Genomic DNA, 23,413 nt, shown 5'->3' on the forward strand with positions numbered 1-23,413 from the left:
CGCCGATCCTGCTTGAGACGAACGGGCCGATCCGTCACCCTGACGGGCAATGAACGCGCCCCTGTCCCATCCCCCGCAAGCCGATCTGAAGCCCGACGCCGGAACGACGCCGGTCATGGCGCAATTTCTGGCGGCCAAGGCCGATCAGCCGGACGCCATCCTCTTCTTCCGCATGGGCGATTTCTACGAGCTGTTCTTTGACGACGCGGTGAAGGCGGCGGCGGCGCTCGGCATCACCCTGACCAAGCGCGGCAAGCATCAGGGCGAGGACATTCCCATGGCCGGGGTGCCGGTCCATGCCCTGGACGGCTACCTGGCGCGGCTGATCCGCATGGGCTTCAAGGTCGCCATCTGCGAGCAGCTGGAAGCCCCCGCCGAGGCCAAGAAGCGCGGTCACAAGGCGGTGGTGCATCGCGGGGTGGTGCGGGTAGTGACGCCGGGCACCCTGACCGAAGACAGCCTGCTGGACGCGCGCGGGGCCAACCGGCTGGCCGCCGTGGCGATCCGCAAGGGCCGCGCCGCCGTGGCCGTGGTCGAGCTGTCGGCGGGCGCGGTGGACAGCGTGGCCTGCGACCTGAGCGATCTGGGCGCCGCGCTGGCGGCCTTCCGCCCATCGGAAGTTCTGGTGCCCGACCGTCTGTTCTCGGACGAGACGCTGAAGGGGGCGTTGGACGGCTCCGGCGGGGTGGTTCAGGCCATGCCGCAGGCCCTGGCCGAACCGGTCGGCGCCCGCGACCGGGTGCAACGGCTCTACGGCGTTTCGGCCCTGGATGGGTTCGGCGCCTTCGAGGAGGCCGAGGTCTCGGCGCTCGGGCTGATCGCCGCCTATCTGGAGACGACGCAGGCCGGCAAGATCCCGGCTTTGGCCCCGCCGCGCCGCTCGGGCGAGAGCGGCTTTCTGGCCATCGATCCGGCGACGCGTCTCAGCCTTGAGATCGACCGCACCCAGAGGGGCGAGCGTGACGGCTCCCTGCTGCACTGCATCGATCGCAGCGTGACGTCCGGCGGGGCGCGGGCGCTGGCGGAGCGGATTTCGCGGCCCCTGCGCGATCCGGCGGCGATCAACGCCGGGCTGGACGCGGTCGAATGGCTGCTGGAGCGGCGCGACCTGCGACGCGATCTGCGCGACGGGTTGCGCTCGTCGGCTGATGTGGCGCGGGCCACCTCGCGGCTGGCCTTGGGACGCGGCGGGCCGCGTGATCTGGCGGCCATCCGTTCGGGCCTGACGACGGCGCAAGGCTTAGCCGGGCTGTTCGCGGCCTCGACGCGTGATCCGCTGGCGGGACCGCCGAACCGGGTGCTGGCCTGTCTCGACCGGCTGACGCTGGACGGGGAGCTGTCGCATCTGCTGGCCGATCTGGGCGACGGCCTGATCGAGGAGCCGCCGCATCTGGCGCGCGACGGCGGCTTCGTGAACCCCGGCCACCGGCCCGAGCTGGACGCCGCCCGCACCCTGCGCGACGACAGCCGCCGCGTGGTCGCCGACCTTGAGGCCCGCGCCGTGGCCGAGAGCGGCGTGGCCTTCAAGGTCCGCCACAACGCCGTCCTGGGCTACTTCCTCGAGGCCTCGGCCAAGGCGGCGGAGAACCTGCTGCGGGCCGGGCCGGACAGCCCCTTCATCCATCGCCAGACCCTGGCCAATCAGGTCCGCTTCACCACGGTCGAGCTGTCGGAGCTGGACGCCAAGATCAGCCAGGCCGGGCATCGGGCGCTGGCCATGGAAGGCGAGACCTTCGAGAACTGGCGGCGCGAGGTTGCGCGGCTGGCCGGGCCGCTGCAGGGCGTGGCCGAGGCCCTGGCCGAGCTGGACGCCCACGCGGCGCTCGCGGAATGGGCCGAGGAGGTCGGCGCCGTCCGCCCCCTGGTCGACGACAGCCTCTGCTTCGACGTCGAGGCCGGGCGCCACCCGGTGGTCGAGGCGGCGGTGACGGCGCAGGGCGATCCCTACACCCCGAACAACTGCCGACTGGCTGGCGACGGCGCCGGGGCCTCGCGCCTGTCGATCGTGACGGGTCCGAACATGGCCGGTAAGTCGACCTTCCTGCGCCAGAACGCCCTGCTGGTGGTGCTGGCCCAGGCGGGGGCCTTTGTGCCCGCACGCGCCATGCGGCTAGGCGTGGTGGACCGGCTGTTCAGTCGTGTGGGGGCCGGCGACGATCTGGCGCGCGGCCGTTCGACCTTCATGATGGAGATGGTCGAGACCGCCGCCATCCTGACCCAGGCCACGCCGCACAGCTTCGTCGTGTTGGACGAGATCGGGCGCGGCACCGCCACCTACGACGGTCTGGCTATCGCCTGGGCCACGGCCGAGGCCCTGCACGAGACCAACCGCGCCCGCACCCTGTTCGCCACCCATTATCACGAGCTGGCGCGGCTGGAGGAACGGCTGGACCACGTCTGCAACCTGTCGATGAAGGCGCGCGAGTGGAACGGCGACCTGGTCTTCCTGCACGAGGCGGCGCCGGGGGCGGCGGACCGTTCCTATGGCGTGCAGGTGGCCAGGCTGGCCGGGGTGCCGACGGCCGTGGTCGGACGCGCCCGCGAGGTGCTGGAGCGGCTGGAGAATGAGAAGGCGGCGAGCGCCCGTCTGGACGACCTGCCCCTGTTCGCCGCCGTGGCCGAGCCCGCAACGGTTCCCATCAGCTCGGCGCTGGACGACGCCATGGCCGGCATCGACCCCGATGAACTGACCCCGCGCGAGGCGCTGGAGGCGCTGTATCGGCTGAAGGGCCTGTCGCGCTCGTGACCCCTGCGGCGGCTCTGGATCCGCGTCTGGTTCAGGCCGCCGCTGCGCCCGACGCCCGCGCCGCCGTCACCGAGGTTCTGCGCGAAAGCTTTGCTATCGACCGCGCCCGCGTCGCCCGGCGACTGGAGGGCGGGATCGACGGGGCGGAGGCGGCGCGCCTCTACGCCGCCGCCGCCGATACCATGCTGACCAGCCTGTGGCGGGTGGCGACCGAGGTGCTGCATCCCGCGCCGCAGGATCGCCTCAGCCTGCTGGCGGTCGGCGGTTATGGCCGCGGCGTCCTGGCGCCCTTTTCCGATCTCGACCTGCTGTTTCTGCGGCCCGGCCAGGCGGCCAGCGCCCGCGCCACGACGGTGATCGAGTTCGTCCACTACGTCCTGTGGGATCTGGGCCTGAAGGTCGGCTCGGCCTCGCGTTCGGTCGGCGAGACCCTGGATCTGGCCCGCAGCGACATGACGGTGCGGACCACCCTGCTGGAGGCGCGGGTGCTGGTAGGCGACGCCGCGCTGGGCGAGAACCTGCTGCGGCGGTTTCGCGCCGAGGTGGCCAAGGCCGACCCCCGTCCCTTCATCGCCGCCAAGATGGAGGAGCGCGATGTCCGGCTGCAGAAGACCGGGGCCGTGCGCTACCGCGTCGAGCCCAATATCAAGGACGGCAAGGGCGGGCTTCGCGACCTGAACACCCTGTTCTGGATCGCCCGCTCGCTGGCGCCCGACAGCGAGCGGGGGCAGGCGGCGCTGGAGGGCCTGCTGAGCGCGCGGGAATTGCGCAGCTTCCGCGAGGCCATCGGCTTCCTGTGGAGCGTGCGCATCCAGCTGCACCTGGCGGCGGGTCGGGCCGAGGAAAAGCTGACCTTCGACTTCCAGCCCGAGATCGCCCGGCGCATGGGCTGGCGCGGACGCGGCGACGAGCTGGCGGTGGAGCGCTTCATGCGCCGCTATTTCCAGGTGGCGCGCGAGGTCGGCGCCCTGACCCGCGCCGTCTCGGCCCAGTTGGAGGCGCGCCAGCAGAAGAAGGCGCAAGGGCTGGCACGGGGCCTGTCGCGGCTGATCCCGCGTCGGCGGGCCAAGCTGGCCTTCGACGGCCTGGCCAGCGAGGGCGGGCGGCTGACGGTGTCGGAACCCAAGGTCTTCGCCCATGACCCGGTGCGGCTGCTGCTGCTGTTCGTCGAGGCCGACCGGCTGGATCTGGACCTGCACCCCGACGCCTTCGCCGCCGTGATCCGCGCCCTGCCCCTGGTGACGCCGGCGTTGCGGCGCGACCCACGCGCGGCCGAGGCCTTCCTGACGGTGCTGGCGCATGGGCAGCGGCCCTATCGCGTCCTGTCGATCATGAACGAGACGGGCCTGCTGGGGCGGTTCCTGCCCGAATGGGGGCGGATCGTCGGCCAGACCCAGTTCAACATGTACCACGCCTATACGGTGGACGAGCACACCCTGCAGGCCGTGGGGATCATCAACGACATCACGCGGGGCAAGCTGGAGGCCGACCACCCGACCTCGACGGCCATTATCCACCGCATCGCCGACATCGAGGTGCTGATGCTGGCCATGTTGCTGCACGACGTCGGCAAGGGCGGCGACCGGGGCCAGCTGGAGGACGGCGCCATCGCCGCGCGCCGGGCCTGCGAGCGGCTGGGCGTCGACCCGCGCCGCATCGAGCTGGTGGTCTGGCTGGTGCGCCATCACCTGCTGATGAGCGACTATGCGCAAAAGCGCGACGTGTCCGATCCTTCGACGGTGCGGGCGTTTGCCGAGGCCGTGGGCGACCCGGAACGCCTGCGGATGCTGATGGTCCTGACCGTGGCCGACATCCGCGCCGTGGGACCGGGGGTGTGGAACGGCTGGAAAGGCCAGCTGATGCGCGCCCTGTTCGAGGCCACCGAGGCCCTGTTCCGCGGCGACGCCGTGACGCGCGAGGACCCGCTGGTCGATCATCCGGCCCTGGTGGAGCGGGCGCGGCGCGAAGGCGCGGCGGTCGAGGCTCTGCCCGCCGAGGGACCGCTGGAATCCACTGCCCGCGTGGCCGTGGCGGCGCTGGATCGACCCGGTCTGTTCGCCGACCTGGCCGCGACCTTGTCGATGGCCGGGGCTGACGTGGTCGGCGCTCGACTGGCCACGGCCGAGGACGGCACGGCGCTGGACGTGTTCGAGCTGCAGGACGGAGCGGGCGAGGCCTATGGCCGACGCGAGCCGCGTCGGCTGTCCATCTTGGTCAAGGCGCTGGAGCGGGCGGCGCAGAAGGGGGCGCGGGCCTCGGCGGTCGAGATCCCGCGCGTCAGCGCCCGCCGAGCCGTGTTCGAGGTGCGACCGGTGGTGCGCATCGACATGGAGGCCGGGACCAGCGCTGTGGTGGTTGAGGTCTCGGGGGCGGACCGGCCCGGTCTTCTGGCTGATCTGGCGCGGACCATCTCCGCCCACGGCTATTCGACCCGATCGGCCCACGTGGCCAGCTTCGGCGAGCGGGCGGTCGATGGCTTCTACATCACCGACGCTGACGGGGCGAAGCCGACCGACGCGGAGCGGCTGGAGGGTTTGAAGGCCGGGCTGCTGGAGGTTCTGGACCGGGCGCCCCAGGGGCCGGCGGGACGGCGCATCACGCCGGTCCGGGCCAGCGTGCGCGACGTTTCCGATCTGGAAGGCGAGATCAAACGCAAGCCCGTATCCAGCGGGGCAAGGGCGCGCTAAGGCGTTTGTCGGGCGAGCATAGAGACCAGCCGTGAACGACAAGACCGATCCCATCGAACCGGCGGCCCCGGTTCCGGCTGCGAACGCGACGGTGGAGCCTGTGGTTCAGCCGCCGGCCGCCTCGACCACGGTGAAGGGCGGGGGCGTCATGCGCTCCTCGGCCATCTTCAGCGCCATGACCCTGCTTAGCCGCCTGGCCGGGTTTGCGCGCGACGTTGTCATCTCTGCGGCTCTGGGGGCCTCGGCGGGCCCGGCGGCGGACGCCTACAACACCGCCCTGAACTTCCCCAACCTGTTCCGCCGCATCTTCGCCGAAGGGGCCTTCGCCGCCGCCTTCGTGCCGGCCTACGCCAAGACCTTGAAGACCGAGGGCGAGGCCGTGGCCGATCAGGTTGCGACCGACGCCCTGGCCGCCGTCGCCGCCGTGACCGTGGTCCTGACCATCGTGGCCCAGCTGACGATGCCGTGGCTGATGACGGTCATCAACATCGGCTTCCTGGACGATCCGGCGCGGTTCAAGCTGGCGGTGATCCTGACCCAGATCACCATGCCATACCTGCCCTGCATGGCCGTCGCCGCCCTGTTGAACGGGGTGTTGAACGCGCGCGGGCGCTTCATCGTTTCCGGCGCCTATCCCATCTTGCTGAACCTGATCATGCTGGCGGCGGTCATCCCGGTGAAAGGGGACCAGATCCAGTCCGCCTACGCCGCCTCCTGGGCGGTGCTGGTGGCCGGCTTCGCCCAGGCGGGCCTGTGCTGGTGGGCGGCGCGGAAGGCCGGGGCCAACATCCGCCTGACCCTGCCCCGGCTGACCCCGGCGGTGAAGGCCATCGTCATCACCGCCATCCCGGCCGTGATCGGCAACAGCGCGACCCAGATCAACGTCTTCATCTCGCAGAACCTGTCCAGTTTCGTCGCGGGCGGCCGGACCTGGCTGGCGACAGCGGACCGGCTGTACCAGCTGCCGCTCGGCCTGGTCGGGGTGGCCATCGGCATCGCCCTCTTGCCGCGTCTGTCGGCGGCGGTGGCGTCTCAGGACCACGCTCAGCAACAGGCCTCGATGGACGAGGCGGCGGTCCTGTCCATGGCCCTGACCCTGCCGGCGGCGGCGGCCCTGATGGCCATGCCCTATTTCCTGATCGACGCCCTGTTCACGCGCGGAGCCTTCCTGCAGGTCGACGCCGTCAACACGGCCCAGGCCCTGTTCCAGTTCGGCTGGGGCGTGCCGGCCTTCGTCCTGATCCGCATCCTGGCCCCGGCCTTCTTCGCGCGCGGCGACACGCGGCGGCCCATGGCCTTCGCCCTGATCTCGGTGGCGGTGAACGCGGTCCTGGCCATCGCCCTGTTCAACCTCGGCATGGGTATTTCAGGCATCGCGGCGGCGGTCAGCGCCTCGGCCTGGGTCAATGTGCTGTTGCTGGGCGCGACCCTGTGGCGGCGCGGTCATTACCGGCCGAGCCCTGCGGCGGCCTCGCGGCTGACGCGGATACTGCTGGCCAGCATCGGACTGGGTCTGGTCGTCGGCCTCGCCTCCTGGACGCGGCCTGTGTTGCAGGCGCCGGTCGAGGCCCTGTTGGGCGCGCTTGGCGCGGATCACGGCGCCAAGGAGCTGACCCTGCTGGTCGTCGTGGCGGCGGGCGGCCTGACCTATGTGGTTCTGGCCTTCGCCACCCGCGCGGTCACGGTCGCCGAGGTCAAGGGCCTGATCCGCAAGGGGCGGTAAGCTTGCCCTTCGCGTCCCGAGGCGATAAGCGCGAAGGCATGGCTCATTCGGGACACATCTTCGTCGCCCGGCGATGGCGCGGCTGACTGTTCACCGCACGACCCCGCGCGCCTGCGCACGCCGAATCCAGCCTCTTCGAGTTCCGAGAACATTTCCATGACTGACCAGACCCCGGCTCCTGTCGCCCCGGCTTACGCAGGCCCGCGCCGCATCCTGTCCGGCATCCAGGCCTCCGGCGCCCTGCACCTGGGCAACTACCTGGGCGCGCTGAAACGCTTCACCGCGCTGCAGGACACGGGCGCGCCCCTGTTCGTCTTCGTCGCCGACATGCACGCCATCACCGTCTGGCAGGAGCCCGAGAAGCTGGCGGCCCAGACGCGCGAGATCGCGGCGGCCTATCTGGCGGCGGGTCTGGACCCGGCCAAGGCGGTCATCTTCCCGCAGTCGGCGGTGCCGGCCCACGCCGAACTGGCCTGGATCTTCAACTGCGTCGCCCGCCTCGGCTGGCTGGACCGGATGACCCAGTTCAAGGAGAAGTCGGGCAAGCACAAGGAGCGCTCCAGCGTCGGCCTCTACACCTATCCGGTGCTGCAGGCGGCGGACATCCTGCTCTACAAGGCGACCGAGGTGCCGGTCGGCGAGGACCAGAAACAGCATCTGGAGCTGACCCGCGACATCGCCGCCAAGTTCAACAATGACTTCGGCGCGCCGGGCTTCTTCCCCCAGCCGGAACCCCTGATCCAGGGACCGGGCACGCGGGTCATGAGCCTGCGCGACGGTTCGGCCAAGATGTCCAAGTCCGATCCCTCGGACCTGTCGCGCATCAACCTGACCGACGACGCCGACACCATCGCCGCCAAGATCAAGAAGGCCAAGTCGGACATGGATGTCCTGCCGGACACGGTCGAGGGTCTGGATGGACGGCCCGAGGCCAAGAACCTGGTGGCCATCTACGCCGCCCTGTCGGACACGACGCGCGAGGCTGTTCTGGCCGAGTTTGGCGGTCAGGGCTTCGGCGCCTTCAAGCCGAAGCTGGCCGAGCTGGCCGTCACGTCGATGGCCCCGGTCACCGCCGAGATGCGCCGCCTGATGGCCGACCCGGCCGAGATCGACCGCGCCCTGGCCGTCGGCGCCGAACGCGCCCGCGAAGTGGCTCAGCCGGTGGTGGACGAGGTCAAGAAGATCGTCGGCTTCTGGCAGGGCTGACCGGCCGTTTTCGGACGTGACGGCGCCGTGGCGGGTTTCGCCGCGGGGCCTTCGCGCCTAGATCCTCGGTCATGACCCATCCTCTTGATCGCGCTGTCTTCAACGCCCTGACGACGCGCTTGTCCCGGTTCACGACGCCGGATTCGGGGCCTGATCTCGGGTCCGGCGCCGTGCGTCTTGATCCCGAGGTCGGCGTCTTCCTGGCGGCGGCCGATGACACGGCGCAGAGCCGCAAGGCCATGGCCGAACTGGCGCGTCGATACCCCGGCGCGGGACTGGTCGAACTCGAGGACGGACCCATGGCCGAGGTCCTGCCCGAGGGGGCGCCGGTCGCGGCTCAGGTCGCCCTGGTGCAGATGACGGCGACGGCCCTGACCCCGGCGGGACCGGCCGCGCAAATGGACGACGTGATCGAAGAGCTGGGCGAGGCTGACGCCCCGGCCATGCTGGCGCTGGCGACTCTGACCCGGCCCGGCCCCTTCCGTTCGCGCACCCGCGAACTGGGTCCCTTCGTCGGGATCAAGCAGGACGGCGAACTGGTCGCCATGGCGGGACGGCGGCTGCGGGTGGACGGCTTCACCGAGCTGAGCGGGGTCTGCACCCACCCCGATTATCGCGGCAAGGGCTATGCCGCCGCCCTGTCCCGCGTGGTGGTCAGTGAGATTCTGGCGACGGGGGAGGCGGCCTTTTTGCACGCCTTCGCGGATCACGAGACGACCATCGCCTTCTATCGGGGACTTGGATTTCAGACGCGGGCGCGCATGATCTATACATCGTTGGGCGAAGCCTAAAGGAGACGCGGCATGAGCGGTCACGGCGCAGTGGTGGAATGGACGCGGGGCGATCAGGCCTTCGTCGACAAGCGATACAGCCGCGCCCATGTCTGGCGCTTCGACGGCGGGGCGGTGGTGCCCGGTTCCTCGTCGCCTGCGGGCGTGCCGGTCCCGATGTCGGACCCGGCGGGCGTAGACCCTGAGGAGGCCATGATCGCCTCCCTGTCCAGCTGCCACATGCTGTGGTTCCTGGCCTTCGCCGCTAACGCCGGTCTGACGGTCGACCGTTATCGGGACGACGCCTCGGGCGAGCTGGACAAGAATGAAGCGGGCAAGCGCTATCTGGCCCGCGTGGCCCTCAACCCGGTGACGACCTTTAGCGGCCGTCAGCCCGATCAGGCCGAGCTGGACGTCCTGCACCACGCCGCCCACGAGCACTGCGACATGGCTCATTCGGTGCGATCCGAGATCACGGTCACGGCCAGCATTGGCTGACCGTCAAACGTCGGGCGCCACGTCCTTCAGGAAGGCGGTGAAGCGGCGCAGGGCTTCCAGCGTCAGCTCCGGGTGATGGCGCATGGGGCCGTTGCTGGTTGGTTCGTCGAAGGCGTGGGTGCCGTCGGCGACCCAGCTTTCGACTTCTGAGCCGCAGTCGCGGATCATGGCGTTGACCCGCTCGGCGTTCGACACCGTGGTCAGGTGGTCGCGCTTGGCCGTCATGGCCAGGACACGCGGACAGTGCCGCCACGGCTTCATCTTGTTGAAGGCCCAGGAGCCGACATAGGGGTAGGCCAGCCACACCGCCTTGACGCCCGACAGGTCGCAATCGCCGGGGTTGGCCACGCCCATGCGACCCGGTTGCGGGTCCTCGCTCATCATCTCCATGATCGACCAGCCGCCGTGGCTCCATCCGGCGAGGGACAGCATGCTTGGGTCAACGTCGGGGCGGCGCGAAATGCCCTGAATGGCGGCCAGCAGATCGCCCGCCCGCTCATAGCCGCGCAGCACCAGGCCGGTGCAGACCGTGGTCAGGGTGAAAGCCCGGTTCCAGCCGCGTGGGCCATAGGAATCGACGATGAAGGCGCGCCATCCCGCCGCCTTGGCCGCCTCGGCGTAGCGCGGCAGGTGGTCCCGCAGACCGCCGCAGCCATGGAACAGCAGCACCGCCGGACGCGGCCGGTCATCGTCGGGACCGACCACGGTCGTGTGCGGTTCCAGCATGGCCCAGCGGGCGTCGAGCGTATCCATCGGTCCAGCTTAGAGGTTCGCGATTTCGAGGGAAGGGGTCTTGCGGTTTCGATATATCGATTTATCTGTGTGTCAGTTCGATATATCTAAGTGAAAGAAGAGAGAACCATATGAGAGGATCCAAGGGGATCGAAAAATCAGGCTGCGGCTTTGGACGCGGCCGTCATGGCGGCCACGGAACGGGTCATGGCCACGGCTTCGGCCGGGGCGGTCACGGCCGTCACATGCGACCCGAGGGACGCGACGGTGAAGGCCGGATGCGCGGCGAGCGCCACGGGCGACGCGGCGGCGGCGGACGCATGTTCGAGCACGGCGCCCTGCGCTGGGTGCTGCTGTCAATGATCGCCGACAAGCCCAGCCACGGCTATGAGCTGATCAAGGGCATTGAAAGCCGCATGGGCGGGACCTACGCCCCCAGCCCCGGCGTCATCTATCCCAGCCTGGCCCTGCTGGAAGACATGGGCGCGGTCAGCGTCGCCGCCGAGGGCGGCAAGAAGCGCTATGCGATCACCGACGAGGGCCGTCGCCTGCTGGACGAAAATGCCGGGGCCCTGGCCCACATCGAGATGAAGATGAAGGCCTTGCGGGGACGGCCCGACCGGCCTGCCCGCATTGCTCAGGCCATAGAGGCTCTGCGGAACGCCACCCATCTGCGCCTGACCCAGGAGCCGCCGCTGACCGAGGCTGAAGTCGAGGCCATCACCGACCTGCTGGAGGCCGCCGCCGAAAAGGTGCGTCAGGCATGACCGAGACGCATCTGCGCCAGCCGCGCCGGGTGCGGCACGAACTGAAGTTCCGCCGCGCCCGCGTCGAGACCGTCGAACAACTGACGCCGGTGCTGAAGCGCATCGTCCTGACCGGCGAGGAACTGGAGGGCTTCTTCAGCCCCGGCTTCGACGACCATGTGAAGATATTTCCGACCCCGCGCGGTCAGCCGGTGGTCCTGCCGACCGCAGGGCCGGACGGACCGGTGTTTCCAGAGCCCAAGCCCGTGGCGCGCGACTACACCCCACGCGCCTTCGACGCTGCCAACCGGCGGCTGACCATCGACTTCGCGGTCGGTCACGGGGGGCCGGCCACGGCCTGGGCCCAGGACGTCCGGGTCGGAGACGAACTGGGACTGGGCGGCCCGCGCGGCTCCTTCCTGATCCCCACCAGTTTTTCGCAGCACCTGCTGGTCGGCGACGAGGCGGCCATTCCCGCCATCGCCCGGCGACTGGAGGAACTGCCCGCCGGGGCGCGGGTGATCGCCTGCATCGAGGTCAATGACGCGGCGGGCGAACTGACCCTGTCCAGCGGCGCCGAGGTTGAGATCGTCTGGGTCCACCGCAAGGGCGGGCCGCGCGGCCGGGACGAGGCCCTGACGGCGGCGGCGGTCGCGGCGGCGAAACGGATCGATCCGGCCGACGCCTATGTCTGGGTGGCCTGCGAATCCGCGGTCGCGCGGTCGATGCGGTCGGCCCTGCTGGCGGCCCGGCCGTTCAATCCGAAATGGATGAAGGTCGCCGGTTATTGGCGCCTGGGTCGCGCCGGCTCGCACGAGGTGATCGAGGACTGAGCCAGTCCGCGCGAAGATCAAAGAAAAGGGCGCTGCCACGACCGGCAACGCCCTTTTCTTTGCGCTCAAGCAGCGGGCGACCGCGTCGCCCGCGATAGCGCTCTTCAGGCCTAGTGCCTGAAGACCCGAACACCTGTGAAGGCCATGGCGATGCCGCGTTCGTCAGCGGCGGCGATGACTTCGTCATCGCGGATCGAGCCGCCCGGCTGGATCACAGCCGTGGCCCCGGCGGCGACGGCTTCCAGCAGGCCGTCGGCGAAGGGGAAGAAGGCTTCGGACGCACAGGCCGAACCCTCGGCCAGCGAGTGGGCCAGACCCTTGGCCTCGCCGGCTTCCTTGGCGCGGATGGCGGCGATGCGGGCGCTGTCGCGACGGTTCATCTGACCGGCGCCGATGCCCGCCGTCTGGCCGTCCTTGGCGTAGACGATGGCGTTGGACTTGACGTGCTTGGCCACGGTGAAGGCGAACAGCATGTCCTGGATCTCGGTCGGCGTCGGCTGGCGACGCGTGACGATCTTCAGGTCTTCGGGCTTGATCAGGCTGCGGTCGCGCGACTGGACCAGGAAGCCGCCCGCCACCGAACGGAACACCTCGCCAGCGCCGTGCGGGTCGGGCAGGCCGTCGGTGATCAGCAGGCGCAGGTTCTTCTTGGCGGCGAAGACGGCCTTGGCCTCTTCGTTGGCGCCGGGGGCGATGACGACCTCGGTGAAGATGCCGGTGATGGCGCGCGCGTCTTCACCGTTCAGCGGGCGGTTGACGGCGATGACGCCGCCAAAGGCCGACACGGCGTCGCATTCCAGCGCGCGGGCGTAGGCTTCCGACAGATCCTTGCCGACGGCCACGCCGCAGGGGTTGGCGTGCTTGACGATGACGCAGGCCGGGGCCTCGAACTCGGCCACCAGCTCATAGGCGGCGTCGGCGTCGGCGATGTTGTTGTAGCCCAGCTCCTTGCCTTGGATCTGGGTGGCGTAGGCCACGCCCGGACGCTTCTCGCCGGTGCGATAGAAGGCGCCGGTCTGGTGCGGGTTCTCGCCATAGCGCAGCGTTTGCGCCAGCGAACCGGCGATCGACTTGCGGGCCGGTGCGGCGTCGTTCAGCTGACCGGCGAACCAGCCCGAGACGGCGGCGTCATAGGCGGCGGTGCGGGCGAAGGCGCGGGCGGCCAGTTGCTTGCGCAGGTTGAGCGAGGTCGAACCATCGGCCTTCAGGGCCGCGACGATCAGGCCGATGCTTTCGGCGTCCACAGCGACGGCGACGTGGCCGTGGTTCTTCGAGCCCGAGCGGATCATGGCCGGGCCGCCGATGTCGATGTTCTCGATGGCCGCTTCAAAACCGCCGCCGTCCTCGACCGTCTTCTCGAACGGATAGAGGTCGATCCAGACGATATCGATGGCGCCGATGTTGTGCTCGGTCATGGCGGCGGCATGGGCCGGGGCGTTGCGCACGCCCAGCAGGCCGCCGTGCACCACGGGGTGCAGGGTCTTGACCCGGCCGTCCATCATTTCCGGGAAGCCGGTCAGATCGGCCACGTCCTTGACCGGAAGGCCGAAGCCCGCGATCGCCGCCTTGGTGCCGCCGGTCGAGACCAGCTCGACGCCGAGACCGGCGAGCGTGCGCGCGGCGTCTTCCAGCCCCGCCTTGTCCGACAATGAAATCAGGGCGCGGACAGGTTTGATCGCGTCCGGGGCGGGCGGAAAGTCGGGAGCGGCGGGCATGGGCGGCGTCCGTTAACAGCTGGGGCGGGGAGATGGCGCGGCCTCTAGCACCATCGGGACGCGGCGTCAGCCCTACCGCCTATTTCCTGGCTGCCTAGTGCGGATCGCCCGCTGCGCCGGCGGGGCTCAGCTTCCAGCGGATCTTGGTGTCGGCGTCGGTGCGGGCGGAGCCGCGGACGACGATCTGCAGGGAGCGTCGGGTCAGGCCTTCATCGACGTGGACGGCGGGCTCGATGGCCACGTCGGGGCCGTCGCTGCGGAACCACCAGCCGCGCCCCGAATGGCCGCGCAGCAGGATGGAGCGGCGGTCGCGGGCCAGCGAGGCCTGGACGCCGGGTTCTAGCTGGAAGCGTAGGGCGTAGGGGGCGGCGATGGCGCGGGTCACGTCGGGGCGGCCTTCGGGCGGATGCAGGCGCTCCTCGGCGCGCAGTTCGTCGAGGCGCTGATCCAGATAGAGGCGGCGCTGATGCATCAGGCCATAGCCCGGCATCCAGCCGTCGTGCTCGACCTCGAGCCAGACGGCGCCGTCGCCTTCGCGGTGGTCGCGGCTGACATGCAGGGCCGGGCCGATCAGGCGCGGACCCAGAAGGTCGGCCTTCCAGCCGGACAGGGGCTCGCCCAGCGGCTGTTCGCCCAGCGTCAGCGTCGAGGCGCCCGGCGTCAGGCGCAGGGCCTGACGGTCCAGGGCGCGCGGGGTCCATCCGGCCGAGGTGAACAGGCGGTCGCGGCCGCAGACGACTTCCAGCGCGGCCGGTTGACCGCAGGCGGCGGCCGACCAGGCGCCGCGCGCCGGGGCCTCGACATCGACCATGACGGTCAGCAGGGGGCTGGAGATGCGCACCAGTCCGCCGACGGCGCCGCTGGCGGGCGGGGCGGGCGTGTCGTCATGGGCGCGAGCGGCGGCGACGCGCTCGGGCGTCGAGGGGCCGCCGCCCTGGAAGGCTGCCAGACGGCCGTCGGGCAGGGCGAGGACGCGAAGACTGGTGGTCAGGCGCGAGATGGCGGCGGCCACTGGCTCGGGCGTCGGCTCGGACAGCTGGGCCAGGGCGTCGTCCAGCGTCAGCAGATCGAGCAGCAGCTCCAGACCCATTTCCGGGGCGCGGGCGGCGTGATGGCCATCGGCGGCGACGGTGGTTTCCAGTGCAGCCATCAGGCGTTTCAGGGCCGTGCGGCGGACGCCGGCCCCGGCCTTGCCGGCCAGGGCGCAGCCGGCCACGGCGGCGGCGGTCAGACGCTCGGCCCGGCCCATCAGGCCGCCGGGCGGGCGCAGCAGTTGGCGGGCTTGCCTCGCCAGAATGTCGGTCAGGCGCAGACGCTCGAGCTCGGTCGCGACGCCCGCCAGACGCCGCCCGGCGCAGGCCAGATGATAGGTGCGGCGCGCCAGGATGTCGGGGTCCCACGAGAAGGGCGACCAGCGGTTGAAGATGTCGTCCCAGGCCAGGGTCAGGGCCAGGGCCTCACGCAGGCCGCGATCGCCATGGGCCATCATCTCGGGCATCCAGGCGAAGGCGTGCAGTTCGACGGCGAAGGCGCGGCTGGGGGTGGGGCGGTTCCACAGGTCGGCGGGACCCTCGGCGTCGAGGCTGAGCCCGGCCAGGGTGAAGCGGCCCGACAGCAGTGGACGCGGGGCCTCTTCGCGCAGGGGGCGGAAGTCGCGCGGGCTGACGGCGAAACCCTCGGCGCGGACGCCCTTCAGCGTCACGGTATAGCCGGGCAGACCGTAGAGCTCGATCCACAGCTGGCGCGCGGCCAGCTGTCCGGCGACGGCGGCCCACAGCGCCGGGTCCGCCTTGGGCCCGCCGGCGGCGCGCACCGGGGTGCGGACCGGCGCGCCCTTGAGGCCGGGGATATGGCCCTCGGTCAGGCCGCCTTCCGTTTCGCGCGGGGCGAAGGGGCCGAGGGGGCTCACGCGGCGGCGGCTTTCAGGGCCTGGATGTTCTTGGCGTAGGCGTCCGGCCCGCCCTTGAAGACGAAGGAGCCGGCGACCAGGGCGTCGGCCCCGGCGGACAGGCAGGCCCCGGCGTTGTCGGCGATGACGCCGCCGTCGACCTGCAGGTGGGCCTTGGACCCGGCGCGGTCGAGGATGGCGCGGGCGCGCTCGATCTTGTTCAGCGACGAGGGGATGAATTTCTGACCGCCGAAGCCGGGGTTGACCGACATGATCAGCACCAGATCGACCAGGTCGACGACCTCTTCGAGGATCGACAGCGGCGTGGCCGGATTGAAGACCAGGCCGGCCTTGGCGCCCAGCTGGCGGATGCGGCCGAGCGTCCGGTGGACGTGCGGGCCGCTTTCCGGGTGGATGCTGAGCAGGTCGGCGCCCGCCTCGCGATAGGCCTCCAGCCAGTTGTCGACCGGGGCGCACATCAGGTGGACGTCGAAGGGCAGGGTCGTGTGGGGACGCAGGGCCTTCACCACGTCCGGGCCGATGGTCAGGTTGGGCACGAAGTGGCCGTCCATGACATCGACGTGGATCCAGTCAGCGCCGGCGGCTTCGAGGGCGCGAACCTCTTCGCCCAGCTTGGCGAAGTCGCTGGCGAGGATGGAGGGGCAGATCAGCGGGGCGCTTGCGGCGGCGGTCTGGGTCATGGTTCTGCGACTTACGGCCATGCGGCGCGGGGGGCAAGCCGGGCTGCTGACGCAGGGGCGCGACCAGGCTCCGCGACAGGTGGTCATTGGCGCTTCGCGAACGGTCGGCGGTGGTCGTTGGCGAAGGCGTGGCGGTCACGGACGCAAGGCCGCTGGCGAGGTTCGGCGGCGCGTCGGAGGAAGGGGGCGACCTCTTCACCACACCCTCAAGGACACCCGCCATGATCCGCTCTCTCGCTCTCGTCGCCGCTCTGGCCTTCGCCGCTCCCGCCCTGGCGCAGAACGCCGACAACCGCCTGACCCTGACCTTCGAGACGGGCGCCGAGACCGGGGCGGTCCTGGTCGCTCTCTACGACAGCGAGGCCGCCTATGAAGGCGGGGCGCCGGCGCGGGTGGCCCAGGTCAATGTGGCGGCGGGCCAGCGTGAGGCGGTCTTCGACCTGCCCGCCGGGACCTATGGCATGAAGGCCGTTCACGACATCAACGGCAACGGCAAGATGGACGTCAATCCGTTCGGCATGCCGACCGAGCCCTACGCCTTCTCCAACAATGCGGTGGGCAACATGGGGCCGGCGAAGTGGGACCGCGCCCGCTTCGAGGTGTCGGCCGCGACGGCCCAGACCATCCGCATCCGCTAAGCCCAGACCCAACTTCAGAGTTCGACGAGACCACCATGACCCCGACCCGCCGCACCCTGTTCATGGGCGCCGCCGCGCTCGCTGCCGCCCGCGTTCTGACCCCGGACCGCGTCTGGGCCGCGCAAGCCATGGCGGCGACCGCCGACTGGTCGCTGGCCACCGCCGACGTCGAGGGCGACGTGGCGCCGCGCGCCCTGCGCCTGGTTCATGGCCGGGCGCCCGGGGGGCTGTCGGGCAGCCTTTATCGCAACGGTCCGGCCAAGTTCCGTCGGCCCGGCGGCTCGTCCCAGCACTGGTTCGACGGCGACGGTCTGATCCGCCGCTGGCGGGTGCAGGATGGTCAGGCGACGCTGGCCGCCCGCTTCGCCGACACCCCCAAGCGGCGACAGGAGGCCGAGGTCGGCGCCATGCTGATGCCGGGCTTCGGCACGGTCGCCGACCCGCGCGCTCGCATCGGCTCGGCTGACGACGCCAGCCCGGCCAACACCTCGGTCCACAAGGTCGGCGGCAAGCTGTGGGCGCTATGGGAGGCGGGCTCGCCACTGGCCATGGACCCGGAGACGCTTGAGACCGAGGATTTCGTCGCGCTTCGCCCCGACTTGAAGAACATGCCCTTCCTGGCCCATCCGCGTATCGAGCCGGACGGCCGGATCTGGAACCTGGGTCTGAGCGGACGTCAGGCCATGGTCTGGCGACTGGCGGCCAACGGCGCGCTTGAGGCGGCCGAGCTCATCCCCTTGCCGCGCGCCAGCTATATCCATGACTTCAGCGCCACGGCCCGGCATCTGGTCATCGTCCTGCAGCCCTGGGTCCATGCGCGGAACGCCATGCCGGTGTCGGCGGCCTTCGAGTGGACGCCGCAAGCCGGGACCCAGGTGCTGGTGGTCGATAAGGCGGATCTGTCCCAGCGCCGCATCTACGAGCTGCCGTCCTTCGGCTTCTTCCACGTCGGCGACGCCTGGGAGGGGGCGGACGGGGTGATCCGTTTCGACCTGTGCGTCCACAAGGACATGGATTTCGCCGCGCGCGGCGCCCATGAGGTGCTGAACGGCGTGCCCCTGGGCCATGACCCGGCCGAGCTGGCCATGGTGGTGCTGGAGCCTGGCGGGCGCGGACGGCTGGAACGCACCGGGGTGGTAGGCGAATTCCCGCGCAGCGATCCGCGCCGCGCCGGCCTGGCCCGCCGCTTCAGCCTGCACACGACGGGCGAACGCGCCGACCGGCCCCTGGCCTCGGCGGTGGGGGTGACGGACTGGACGTCAGGCCGCACGCGCTCCTTCGACTTCGGCCCCGGCCATGTGACCGACGAGATGGTCTATGTGCCCAAGCCGGGCGGCACGCACGAGGCCGACGCCTGGCTGGTCGGCCCGACGATCAACCTGAAGGCCGGGGTCAGCGAACTGCATGTCCTGGACCTGCTGCACGTCGAGGACGGCCCTATCGCCACCTGGCGCGCCGACGTAGCCCTGCCGGCGGCGTTTCACGGGAACTGGGTGTGAGGGACGAGGTTAGTGAGTGGAGGTAGGGATCAATCGGATACCTGAGCCCTCTGCTTCATTCTCGTCCGTGACCCTCATATCGAGCGTCAGTCCCGTTTGGCTCGAGAGCTTGAACGCCTGAGCGAGCAAGGCGCTGACGTCGTCACCTGGCATTGCGGTTCTCACGTCCAGATACCAAGACCACCTGTCCTCTTCTGGCCAGTGCGCGAGCGCAAGCCAGGCCTCACGAATGCGGTTCTCGGCGGAAAGGGAGCGGGTCAGAGCGTCCAGAAGCTCTTCAGGCCGCTCCTTGGGCGCCCCGAGCATGACTTGCGTGTCCTTCTGGATGGTGATCCTGGCAGGCTTGCCTAGGACGGCGCTGAGCTGGTCAGCGGTCCAGTGGACGCCATAGGCGGAGCCAGGGTTCAGGAAGGCGCCGCGTTCGGCGACCAGTTCGAGAAGGGTGGCGCCGTTCATCTGGATGAAGCCCGTCCCGGCGCCAAAGGCGTCGACAATCCTCTGTTCGGAGGTGAAGACGGCAGCCACTGGCGCGCCGTCAGGAGCGGGGACGTTCAGCAGAGATACGAGCTCTGACGCTTGCAGAGTTCGCCATCCGCTGTCGTCATGTGCTTCGGGTGTCGCCGCCAGAAGGTCCGACGCCAGCATGGCGTCCTGGAATTGGCGGCGTTTCGCGGGGTTCGTGCTGGCGGCGATCAAGAGAGCTTCAAGCTCGTTCAGGGCGACGAAGGGCGGCGTGCTGGCGACGGGCGTTTTGTGGATTTCCGCGTCCAGCGTCCGATCCGGCGCCACGACAGGGCTCTTGGCACTATCAATCGTGGTCTTGCCGAACAGCTTTCTGAGCCACTTGTTCACAGTCCTGGTCGCCCTGCACAGTTTTGACGGAACAAGCATCGGCGAAGCTTGGCGGGAGGGCAATGTCTGAAGCGCGAGGCAGGGGCTCGCTGCCGTTCACCACCACCCCGCCTCGCGCAGCGCCCGGGCGTAGCGGCGGCTGACGGGGGCGGTCAGGGGGCTGTCCGAGCCGCTGTCCAGCGTCAGGGCGGCGCGGCCGTCGCCGCGGGCGACGGAGGCGACGGCGTCACGGGCCACCCACCAGCTGCGATGGGTCTGGGCGCCTTCCAGACCTTCCAGTTCGGCCAAGGCATCGGACAGGCGCATCAGGATCAGGTCCGAGCCCCGGTCGGTGTGCAGACGCAGATAGTGGTCTTCGGCCTCGACGGCGATCAGTCGGGCGCCGCGCAGTTTGGGCGGCAGGCGCTCCAGGAAACGGGCCGGCGCCGCGCCGGGGGCGCTTGCGTGGGTCTCGACCGGGCGTTCGCGGCCGAGAAAGATGTTGAGCACGCTGAGGACGGCGGTGATCAGCAGCACCGCGGGGAGGAAGTTGACCAGCACGCCGATCGACAGCAGGCGCTGATAGAAGAACAGACCGGTCGCGGCCCAGACGCCGAGGGTCAAGGGGCCGGTGATGATCATCGTCAGGATCGCTGCTGTCGTCCACGGGCGGGCGTCAGCGTCGATGAAGCGGGTGACCAGGGCGCCGCAGACATGACCCCAGAGACCGCCCAGCACCAGCATGGCGATCCAGTAGACCAGGCGCTGCCCCAGCGGCGTTCCGCCCGAGCCGAAGGCCCCGCTGAAAGCCAGAAACGCCCCAGCGACCAGGGCGACGATCAGGCCGCGCGCGATGTCGCGCGCCTTGCCTTGAAGCAAGCGTGCAAAAGGCATCAGGCGCTGGGCTTCGAACCGCAGACGGCGCGGAAGCCGGCGGCGGCGAAACGAACCATGTAGTCGCAGGCGCTGTCCAGATCGCCGGACTTGCACAGGCCGCCGGACAGGCGGTCCAGACGGCCGGTCTCGCCGAGCGTCAGGGTCAGGGCGCCCGACAGGTTGTGATAGGCCCAGTAGAGATCCGTCTCTTCGGCTTCGGGCAGGAGGCGTTTGACCAGCTCCAGCAGTCGCCGGATCGCCGGGTCGAAATAGCGGGCCATGGTCTCGCCGCCGAAGGCCGGGTTGGCGTTGGTTTGGGCCACCAGGGCGGCGTAGTGTTTCCATCCCGGCCCGCCTTTCAGCGACCACTGGAACGGCGGACGTAGGAAGGCCTCGAACAGGCCTTCCAGGGTCATGGCGTCCCCGGCGGCCTCGGCGTAGCGGTCGACGGCGGCGACGCGTTCACTGTTCCAGACCTCGGCGCGACGGGTGAAGACGGCGTCGAACAGCTCCTTCTTGGCCCCGAAATAATAGTGGACCAGGGCCGTATCGACACCGGCTTCACGCGCCACCTCGCGGATGGTGACGCCATAGAAGCCGTGCTTGGAGAACAGGTCCTCGGCGGCGTTGAGGATGGCCTCGCGGGTCTCTCCGGCGCCGGCGGTCTTGGTCTTCTTGGGCCGGCCGCGCCGAGCCGGCGCAGAGGCGACAGGCGGCAGGGTCGGGGCGATGTCGTCGTCGGCTTTCATGCGCGCAAGCTAGTCGCGCTTCGACCCTCAGTGCAACGGCGCCACAGGGGGCGGCTCATTTGCGGAGGCTTCCAGCGTGGCCGTTTGACAGACGGGCGAAAGAACGGCACGTTCCCTGAAAATCATTGAACGCTGAATAAAAGCGTCGATTGGGCTGGAACACAGGGATTGGGATACAAATGAACAGACTCGTGAAGACCGTCTTGCTGGCGGGCGCCGCTTGGGGCGCGCTGTCGGCCAGCGCCGTGGCCCAGGAGGCCGCAGCTGAACCGCAGGCCTCGACCGTCGACGATATCGTCGTCACCGCGCGCCGCCGCGAGGAATCGCTCAAGGACGTGCCCGTCGCCGTCTCGGCCTTCTCGTCGGCCCAACTGGAACAGAAGGGCGCGGCCGACATCACCGAGCTGACCCGGACGGCGCCCAGCCTGACCTTGCAGGCCGCGCGGGGCTCCAACTCGACCCTGATCTCCTTCATCCGCGGCGTCGGCCAGCAGGACCCGCTCTGGGGCTTCGATCCCGGTGTCGGGCTGTATATGGACGACGTCTACGTGGCCCGTCCGCAGGCGGCGGTTCTGGACATCTTCGACATCCAGCGCATCGAGATCCTGCGCGGGCCGCAGGGCACCCTCTATGGCCGCAACACCATCGGCGGCGCGATCAAGTACGTCACCAAGCGTATCGACGCCGATGAACCCGAGGGCCAGATCCGCGCCTCCTACGGCAGCTTCAATCAGCGCGACATCGTTGCTTCGGCCGAGCTTCCCTTCAATGAGAAGTTCGGGATTTCGGCCGCAGTAGCGCGCTATCTGCGTGACGGATACGGCACGAACCTCAACACTGGAAACGAGCACTACAACAAGGACGTGACCGCGGCGCGGATGAGCGCCGAATGGACGCCGACGGATAATCTGTTCTTCCGTCTGGCCGGCGATATCGTGAAGGACGACTCCAACGCCCGTCACGGCCATCGTGAACTGGCCCCCAGCCCGGCCAGCGTCTATGACACGAACGCTGGCGCAGGCGACCGGAACAGCGTGACGGCCAAGGGCCTGTCCCTGACCGGTGAATGGAACGTCAACGACTGGCTGACGCTGAAGTCGGTCAGCGCCTATCGGGACGGCCAGACGCGCGGCAATATCGACTTCGACAACCTGCCCCAGCCGATCCTGGACATTCCCGCGCGCTACGACGACGATCAGTTCAGCCAGGAATTCCAGGCCGTCCTGAACGGCGACCGCTGGTCGGGCGTGGCGGGGGTCTACTATCTGGACGCCACGGCTTCGGGTGCGTTCGACACCGTGCTGGGCCTGTACAACGCCAATACGGCTCTCAGCCTGCCGCCCGGCACCTTCCCGGTCGGTCTGACGACGCTGACCGCCGGTTCGGTGGACACCAAGAGCTACGCCGTTTTCGGGGACTTCAGCTATGATGTGACCGACGCCCTGTCGGTTTCGGTCGGCGCTCGCTGGACGCATGACGAAAAGACGGGGACCGTCTTCCGTCAACAATACGCCGGCATTCGCAGCCCCAGCTTCGGCAATGCCGGTGCGGTTCTGTTCGGCGCGCCGCGCACCAATTACACTCGCACACGCGAGTTCGAGAAGTTCACTCCGCGTGTCAGCGTCTCGTACAAGCTGAACCCGGACCTGACGACCTATGTGTCCTGGGGGCAGGGCTTCAAGTCGGGCGGCTTCGACATGCGCGGCGACGCCGTCGCCTATCCCGACACCGTCAAGGGCTATGATCCCGAAACGGTGGAGACCTGGGAGATCGGGCTGAAGGGTTCGCTGTTCGACAACCGCCTAAACTTCGCGACGGCCATCTACGACTCTTCGTACGAGGACCAGCAGATCACGACCCAGTACCCGTCGGGCTCGACCGTGGCCTCGGTGGTCGACAACGTCGGTTCGTCCAGCATCCGCGGCTGGGAGTTCGAGGGCCGTCTGCGTGTCAGCGACAATCTGACCGTCAACGGCATGCTCAGCTATACGGACGCCAAGTTCGACCAGTTCCTGGCCTACATCCCGACCGGTCCGCTGAACGCCAGCTGCCCGACCCAGCCGGGTTGCTTCGTCGATGTTTCGAACCAGCGCGATTTCCAGAACACGCCGGAATGGACGGGTTCGATTGGCGCGACCTACACCCACTGGATGGCGAACGGATCGAATCTGGCCTTCATTCCGTCGGCCTCCTATCGCGGGGACTACCAGCTGTTCGAGACGGCCAGTCCGGTGCTGGATCAGGGTGCTTTCTGGATGTTTGACGCCAGCCTGGTGTGGACATCTTCGGACGATCGCCTGACGGTCGGGGTCCACGGCAAGAACCTGTCGGACGAGGAATATCGCGTCGGCGGTTACGTCTTCCCCGGCGCCCTCTTCGGCGACTCCCTGATCGGCTACTACGGCGCCCCGCGCACCGTGACGGCCACGGTCGGGCTGAAGTTCTGATCGGGGTCTCCTCCTGAACGCCTGATCATGTGATCGCGGGCGGCGGTTCCGATGTGAGCCGCCGCCCTTTTTCTTTTGGCGTCGTCGCACGGCGCCGCTACCGTCCGCTCAAACAGATAAAAGCCCGA

18 protein-coding genes are annotated in these 23,413 nt (G+C 69.5%); 11 read left to right on the forward strand and 7 right to left on the reverse strand.

Features of this window, described 5'->3' with window-relative positions; all coding sequences use genetic code 11:
• Positions 1-49: 49 nt before the first annotated feature.
• From mutS to IFE19_RS17100, 6 genes are all read left to right on the forward strand, one after another.
• A complete protein-coding gene (gene mutS, locus IFE19_RS17075; RefSeq protein ID WP_207824421.1) occupies positions 50-2,746 on the forward strand; it encodes a DNA mismatch repair protein MutS in 2,697 nt (898 codons plus the stop codon).
• Positions 2,743-5,433 (forward strand): [protein-PII] uridylyltransferase, encoded by a 2,691-nt coding sequence (gene glnD, locus IFE19_RS17080; RefSeq protein WP_207824423.1) that lies wholly within the window; start codon positions 2,743-2,745, stop codon positions 5,431-5,433. The genes mutS and glnD overlap by 4 nt, the downstream gene beginning before the upstream one ends.
• Before the next feature lie 31 nt (positions 5,434-5,464).
• Positions 5,465-7,156 carry a murein biosynthesis integral membrane protein MurJ gene (gene murJ, locus IFE19_RS17085; protein ID WP_207824426.1) on the forward strand — a complete coding sequence of 564 codons (1,692 nt, stop codon included), beginning with the start codon at positions 5,465-5,467 and terminating at the stop codon, positions 7,154-7,156.
• A gap of 156 nt (positions 7,157-7,312) precedes the next feature.
• The gene (gene trpS, locus IFE19_RS17090) at positions 7,313-8,362 is read left to right on the forward strand and encodes a tryptophan--tRNA ligase (RefSeq protein ID WP_207824427.1); all 1,050 of its coding nucleotides are present in this window, start codon (positions 7,313-7,315) and stop codon (positions 8,360-8,362) included.
• 71 nt (positions 8,363-8,433) lie between these two features.
• Entirely contained in the window at positions 8,434-9,153 is a 720-nt protein-coding gene (locus tag IFE19_RS17095; RefSeq protein ID WP_207824428.1) for a GNAT family N-acetyltransferase, read from the forward strand.
• Positions 9,154-9,165: 12 nt separating this feature from the next.
• Positions 9,166-9,630, forward strand: a complete 465-nt coding sequence (locus IFE19_RS17100) for an OsmC family protein (RefSeq protein WP_207824429.1) — start codon at positions 9,166-9,168, stop codon at positions 9,628-9,630.
• A gap of 3 nt (positions 9,631-9,633) precedes the next feature.
• Here IFE19_RS17100 and IFE19_RS17105 read toward each other — a convergent pair whose 3' ends face one another.
• Positions 9,634-10,383, reverse strand: coding sequence for a dienelactone hydrolase family protein (locus IFE19_RS17105; RefSeq protein ID WP_207824430.1), 750 nt, complete (start codon positions 10,381-10,383; stop codon positions 9,634-9,636).
• Between the two features lie 110 nt (positions 10,384-10,493).
• On the opposite strand from IFE19_RS17105, the gene IFE19_RS17110 reads away from it, so the two are divergent.
• Positions 10,494-11,129 (forward strand): PadR family transcriptional regulator, encoded by a 636-nt coding sequence (locus tag IFE19_RS17110; protein ID WP_207824431.1) that lies wholly within the window; start codon positions 10,494-10,496, stop codon positions 11,127-11,129.
• Positions 11,126-11,941, forward strand: coding sequence for a siderophore-interacting protein (locus IFE19_RS17115; protein WP_207824432.1), 816 nt, complete (start codon positions 11,126-11,128; stop codon positions 11,939-11,941). The genes IFE19_RS17110 and IFE19_RS17115 overlap by 4 nt, the downstream gene beginning before the upstream one ends.
• Positions 11,942-12,051: 110 nt before the next feature.
• On the opposite strand, the gene purH is transcribed toward IFE19_RS17115, so the two are convergent.
• The 3 genes from purH to rpe all read right to left on the reverse strand — a co-directional run bounded on the left by purH (position 12,052) and on the right by rpe (position 16,245).
• A complete protein-coding gene (gene purH, locus IFE19_RS17120; RefSeq protein ID WP_207824433.1) occupies positions 12,052-13,656 on the reverse strand; it encodes a bifunctional phosphoribosylaminoimidazolecarboxamide formyltransferase/IMP cyclohydrolase in 1,605 nt (534 codons plus the stop codon).
• A 94-nt stretch (positions 13,657-13,750) separates the two neighbouring features.
• Entirely contained in the window at positions 13,751-15,565 is a 1,815-nt protein-coding gene (locus tag IFE19_RS17125) for a heparinase II/III family protein (protein WP_207824434.1), read from the reverse strand.
• A complete protein-coding gene (rpe, locus tag IFE19_RS17130; protein ID WP_207824435.1) occupies positions 15,562-16,245 on the reverse strand; it encodes a ribulose-phosphate 3-epimerase in 684 nt (227 codons plus the stop codon). The genes IFE19_RS17125 and rpe overlap by 4 nt, the downstream gene beginning before the upstream one ends.
• 221 nt (positions 16,246-16,466) lie before the next feature.
• Between rpe and IFE19_RS17135 the strand changes: the two genes are divergently transcribed.
• Positions 16,467-16,883 carry a DUF2141 domain-containing protein gene (locus IFE19_RS17135; protein ID WP_207824437.1) on the forward strand — a complete coding sequence of 139 codons (417 nt, stop codon included), beginning with the start codon at positions 16,467-16,469 and terminating at the stop codon, positions 16,881-16,883.
• A 35-nt stretch (positions 16,884-16,918) separates the two neighbouring features.
• Entirely contained in the window at positions 16,919-18,382 is a 1,464-nt protein-coding gene (locus IFE19_RS17140; RefSeq protein ID WP_207824439.1) for a carotenoid oxygenase family protein, read from the forward strand.
• A 9-nt stretch (positions 18,383-18,391) separates the two neighbouring features.
• Here the strand turns inward: IFE19_RS17140 and IFE19_RS17145 are convergent, their stop codons facing one another.
• The 3 genes from IFE19_RS17145 to IFE19_RS17155 all read right to left on the reverse strand — a co-directional run bounded on the left by IFE19_RS17145 (position 18,392) and on the right by IFE19_RS17155 (position 20,838).
• Positions 18,392-19,234, reverse strand: a complete 843-nt coding sequence (locus IFE19_RS17145) for an enhanced serine sensitivity protein SseB C-terminal domain-containing protein (RefSeq protein ID WP_207824441.1) — start codon at positions 19,232-19,234, stop codon at positions 18,392-18,394.
• Between the two features lie 96 nt (positions 19,235-19,330).
• Positions 19,331-20,107, reverse strand: a complete 777-nt coding sequence (locus IFE19_RS17150; RefSeq protein WP_207824442.1) for a LytTR family DNA-binding domain-containing protein — start codon at positions 20,105-20,107, stop codon at positions 19,331-19,333.
• The gene (locus IFE19_RS17155) at positions 20,107-20,838 is read right to left on the reverse strand and encodes a TetR/AcrR family transcriptional regulator (RefSeq protein WP_207824444.1); all 732 of its coding nucleotides are present in this window, start codon (positions 20,836-20,838) and stop codon (positions 20,107-20,109) included. The genes IFE19_RS17150 and IFE19_RS17155 overlap by 1 nt, the downstream gene beginning before the upstream one ends.
• 179 nt (positions 20,839-21,017) lie before the next feature.
• On the opposite strand from IFE19_RS17155, the gene IFE19_RS17160 reads away from it, so the two are divergent.
• Positions 21,018-23,285, forward strand: coding sequence for a TonB-dependent receptor (locus tag IFE19_RS17160; protein ID WP_207824446.1), 2,268 nt, complete (start codon positions 21,018-21,020; stop codon positions 23,283-23,285).
• The last annotated feature ends 128 nt before the right edge of the window (positions 23,286-23,413 follow it).

Source organism: Brevundimonas pondensis, from assembly GCF_017487345.1.
Classification (GTDB): domain Bacteria; phylum Pseudomonadota; class Alphaproteobacteria; order Caulobacterales; family Caulobacteraceae; genus Brevundimonas; species Brevundimonas pondensis.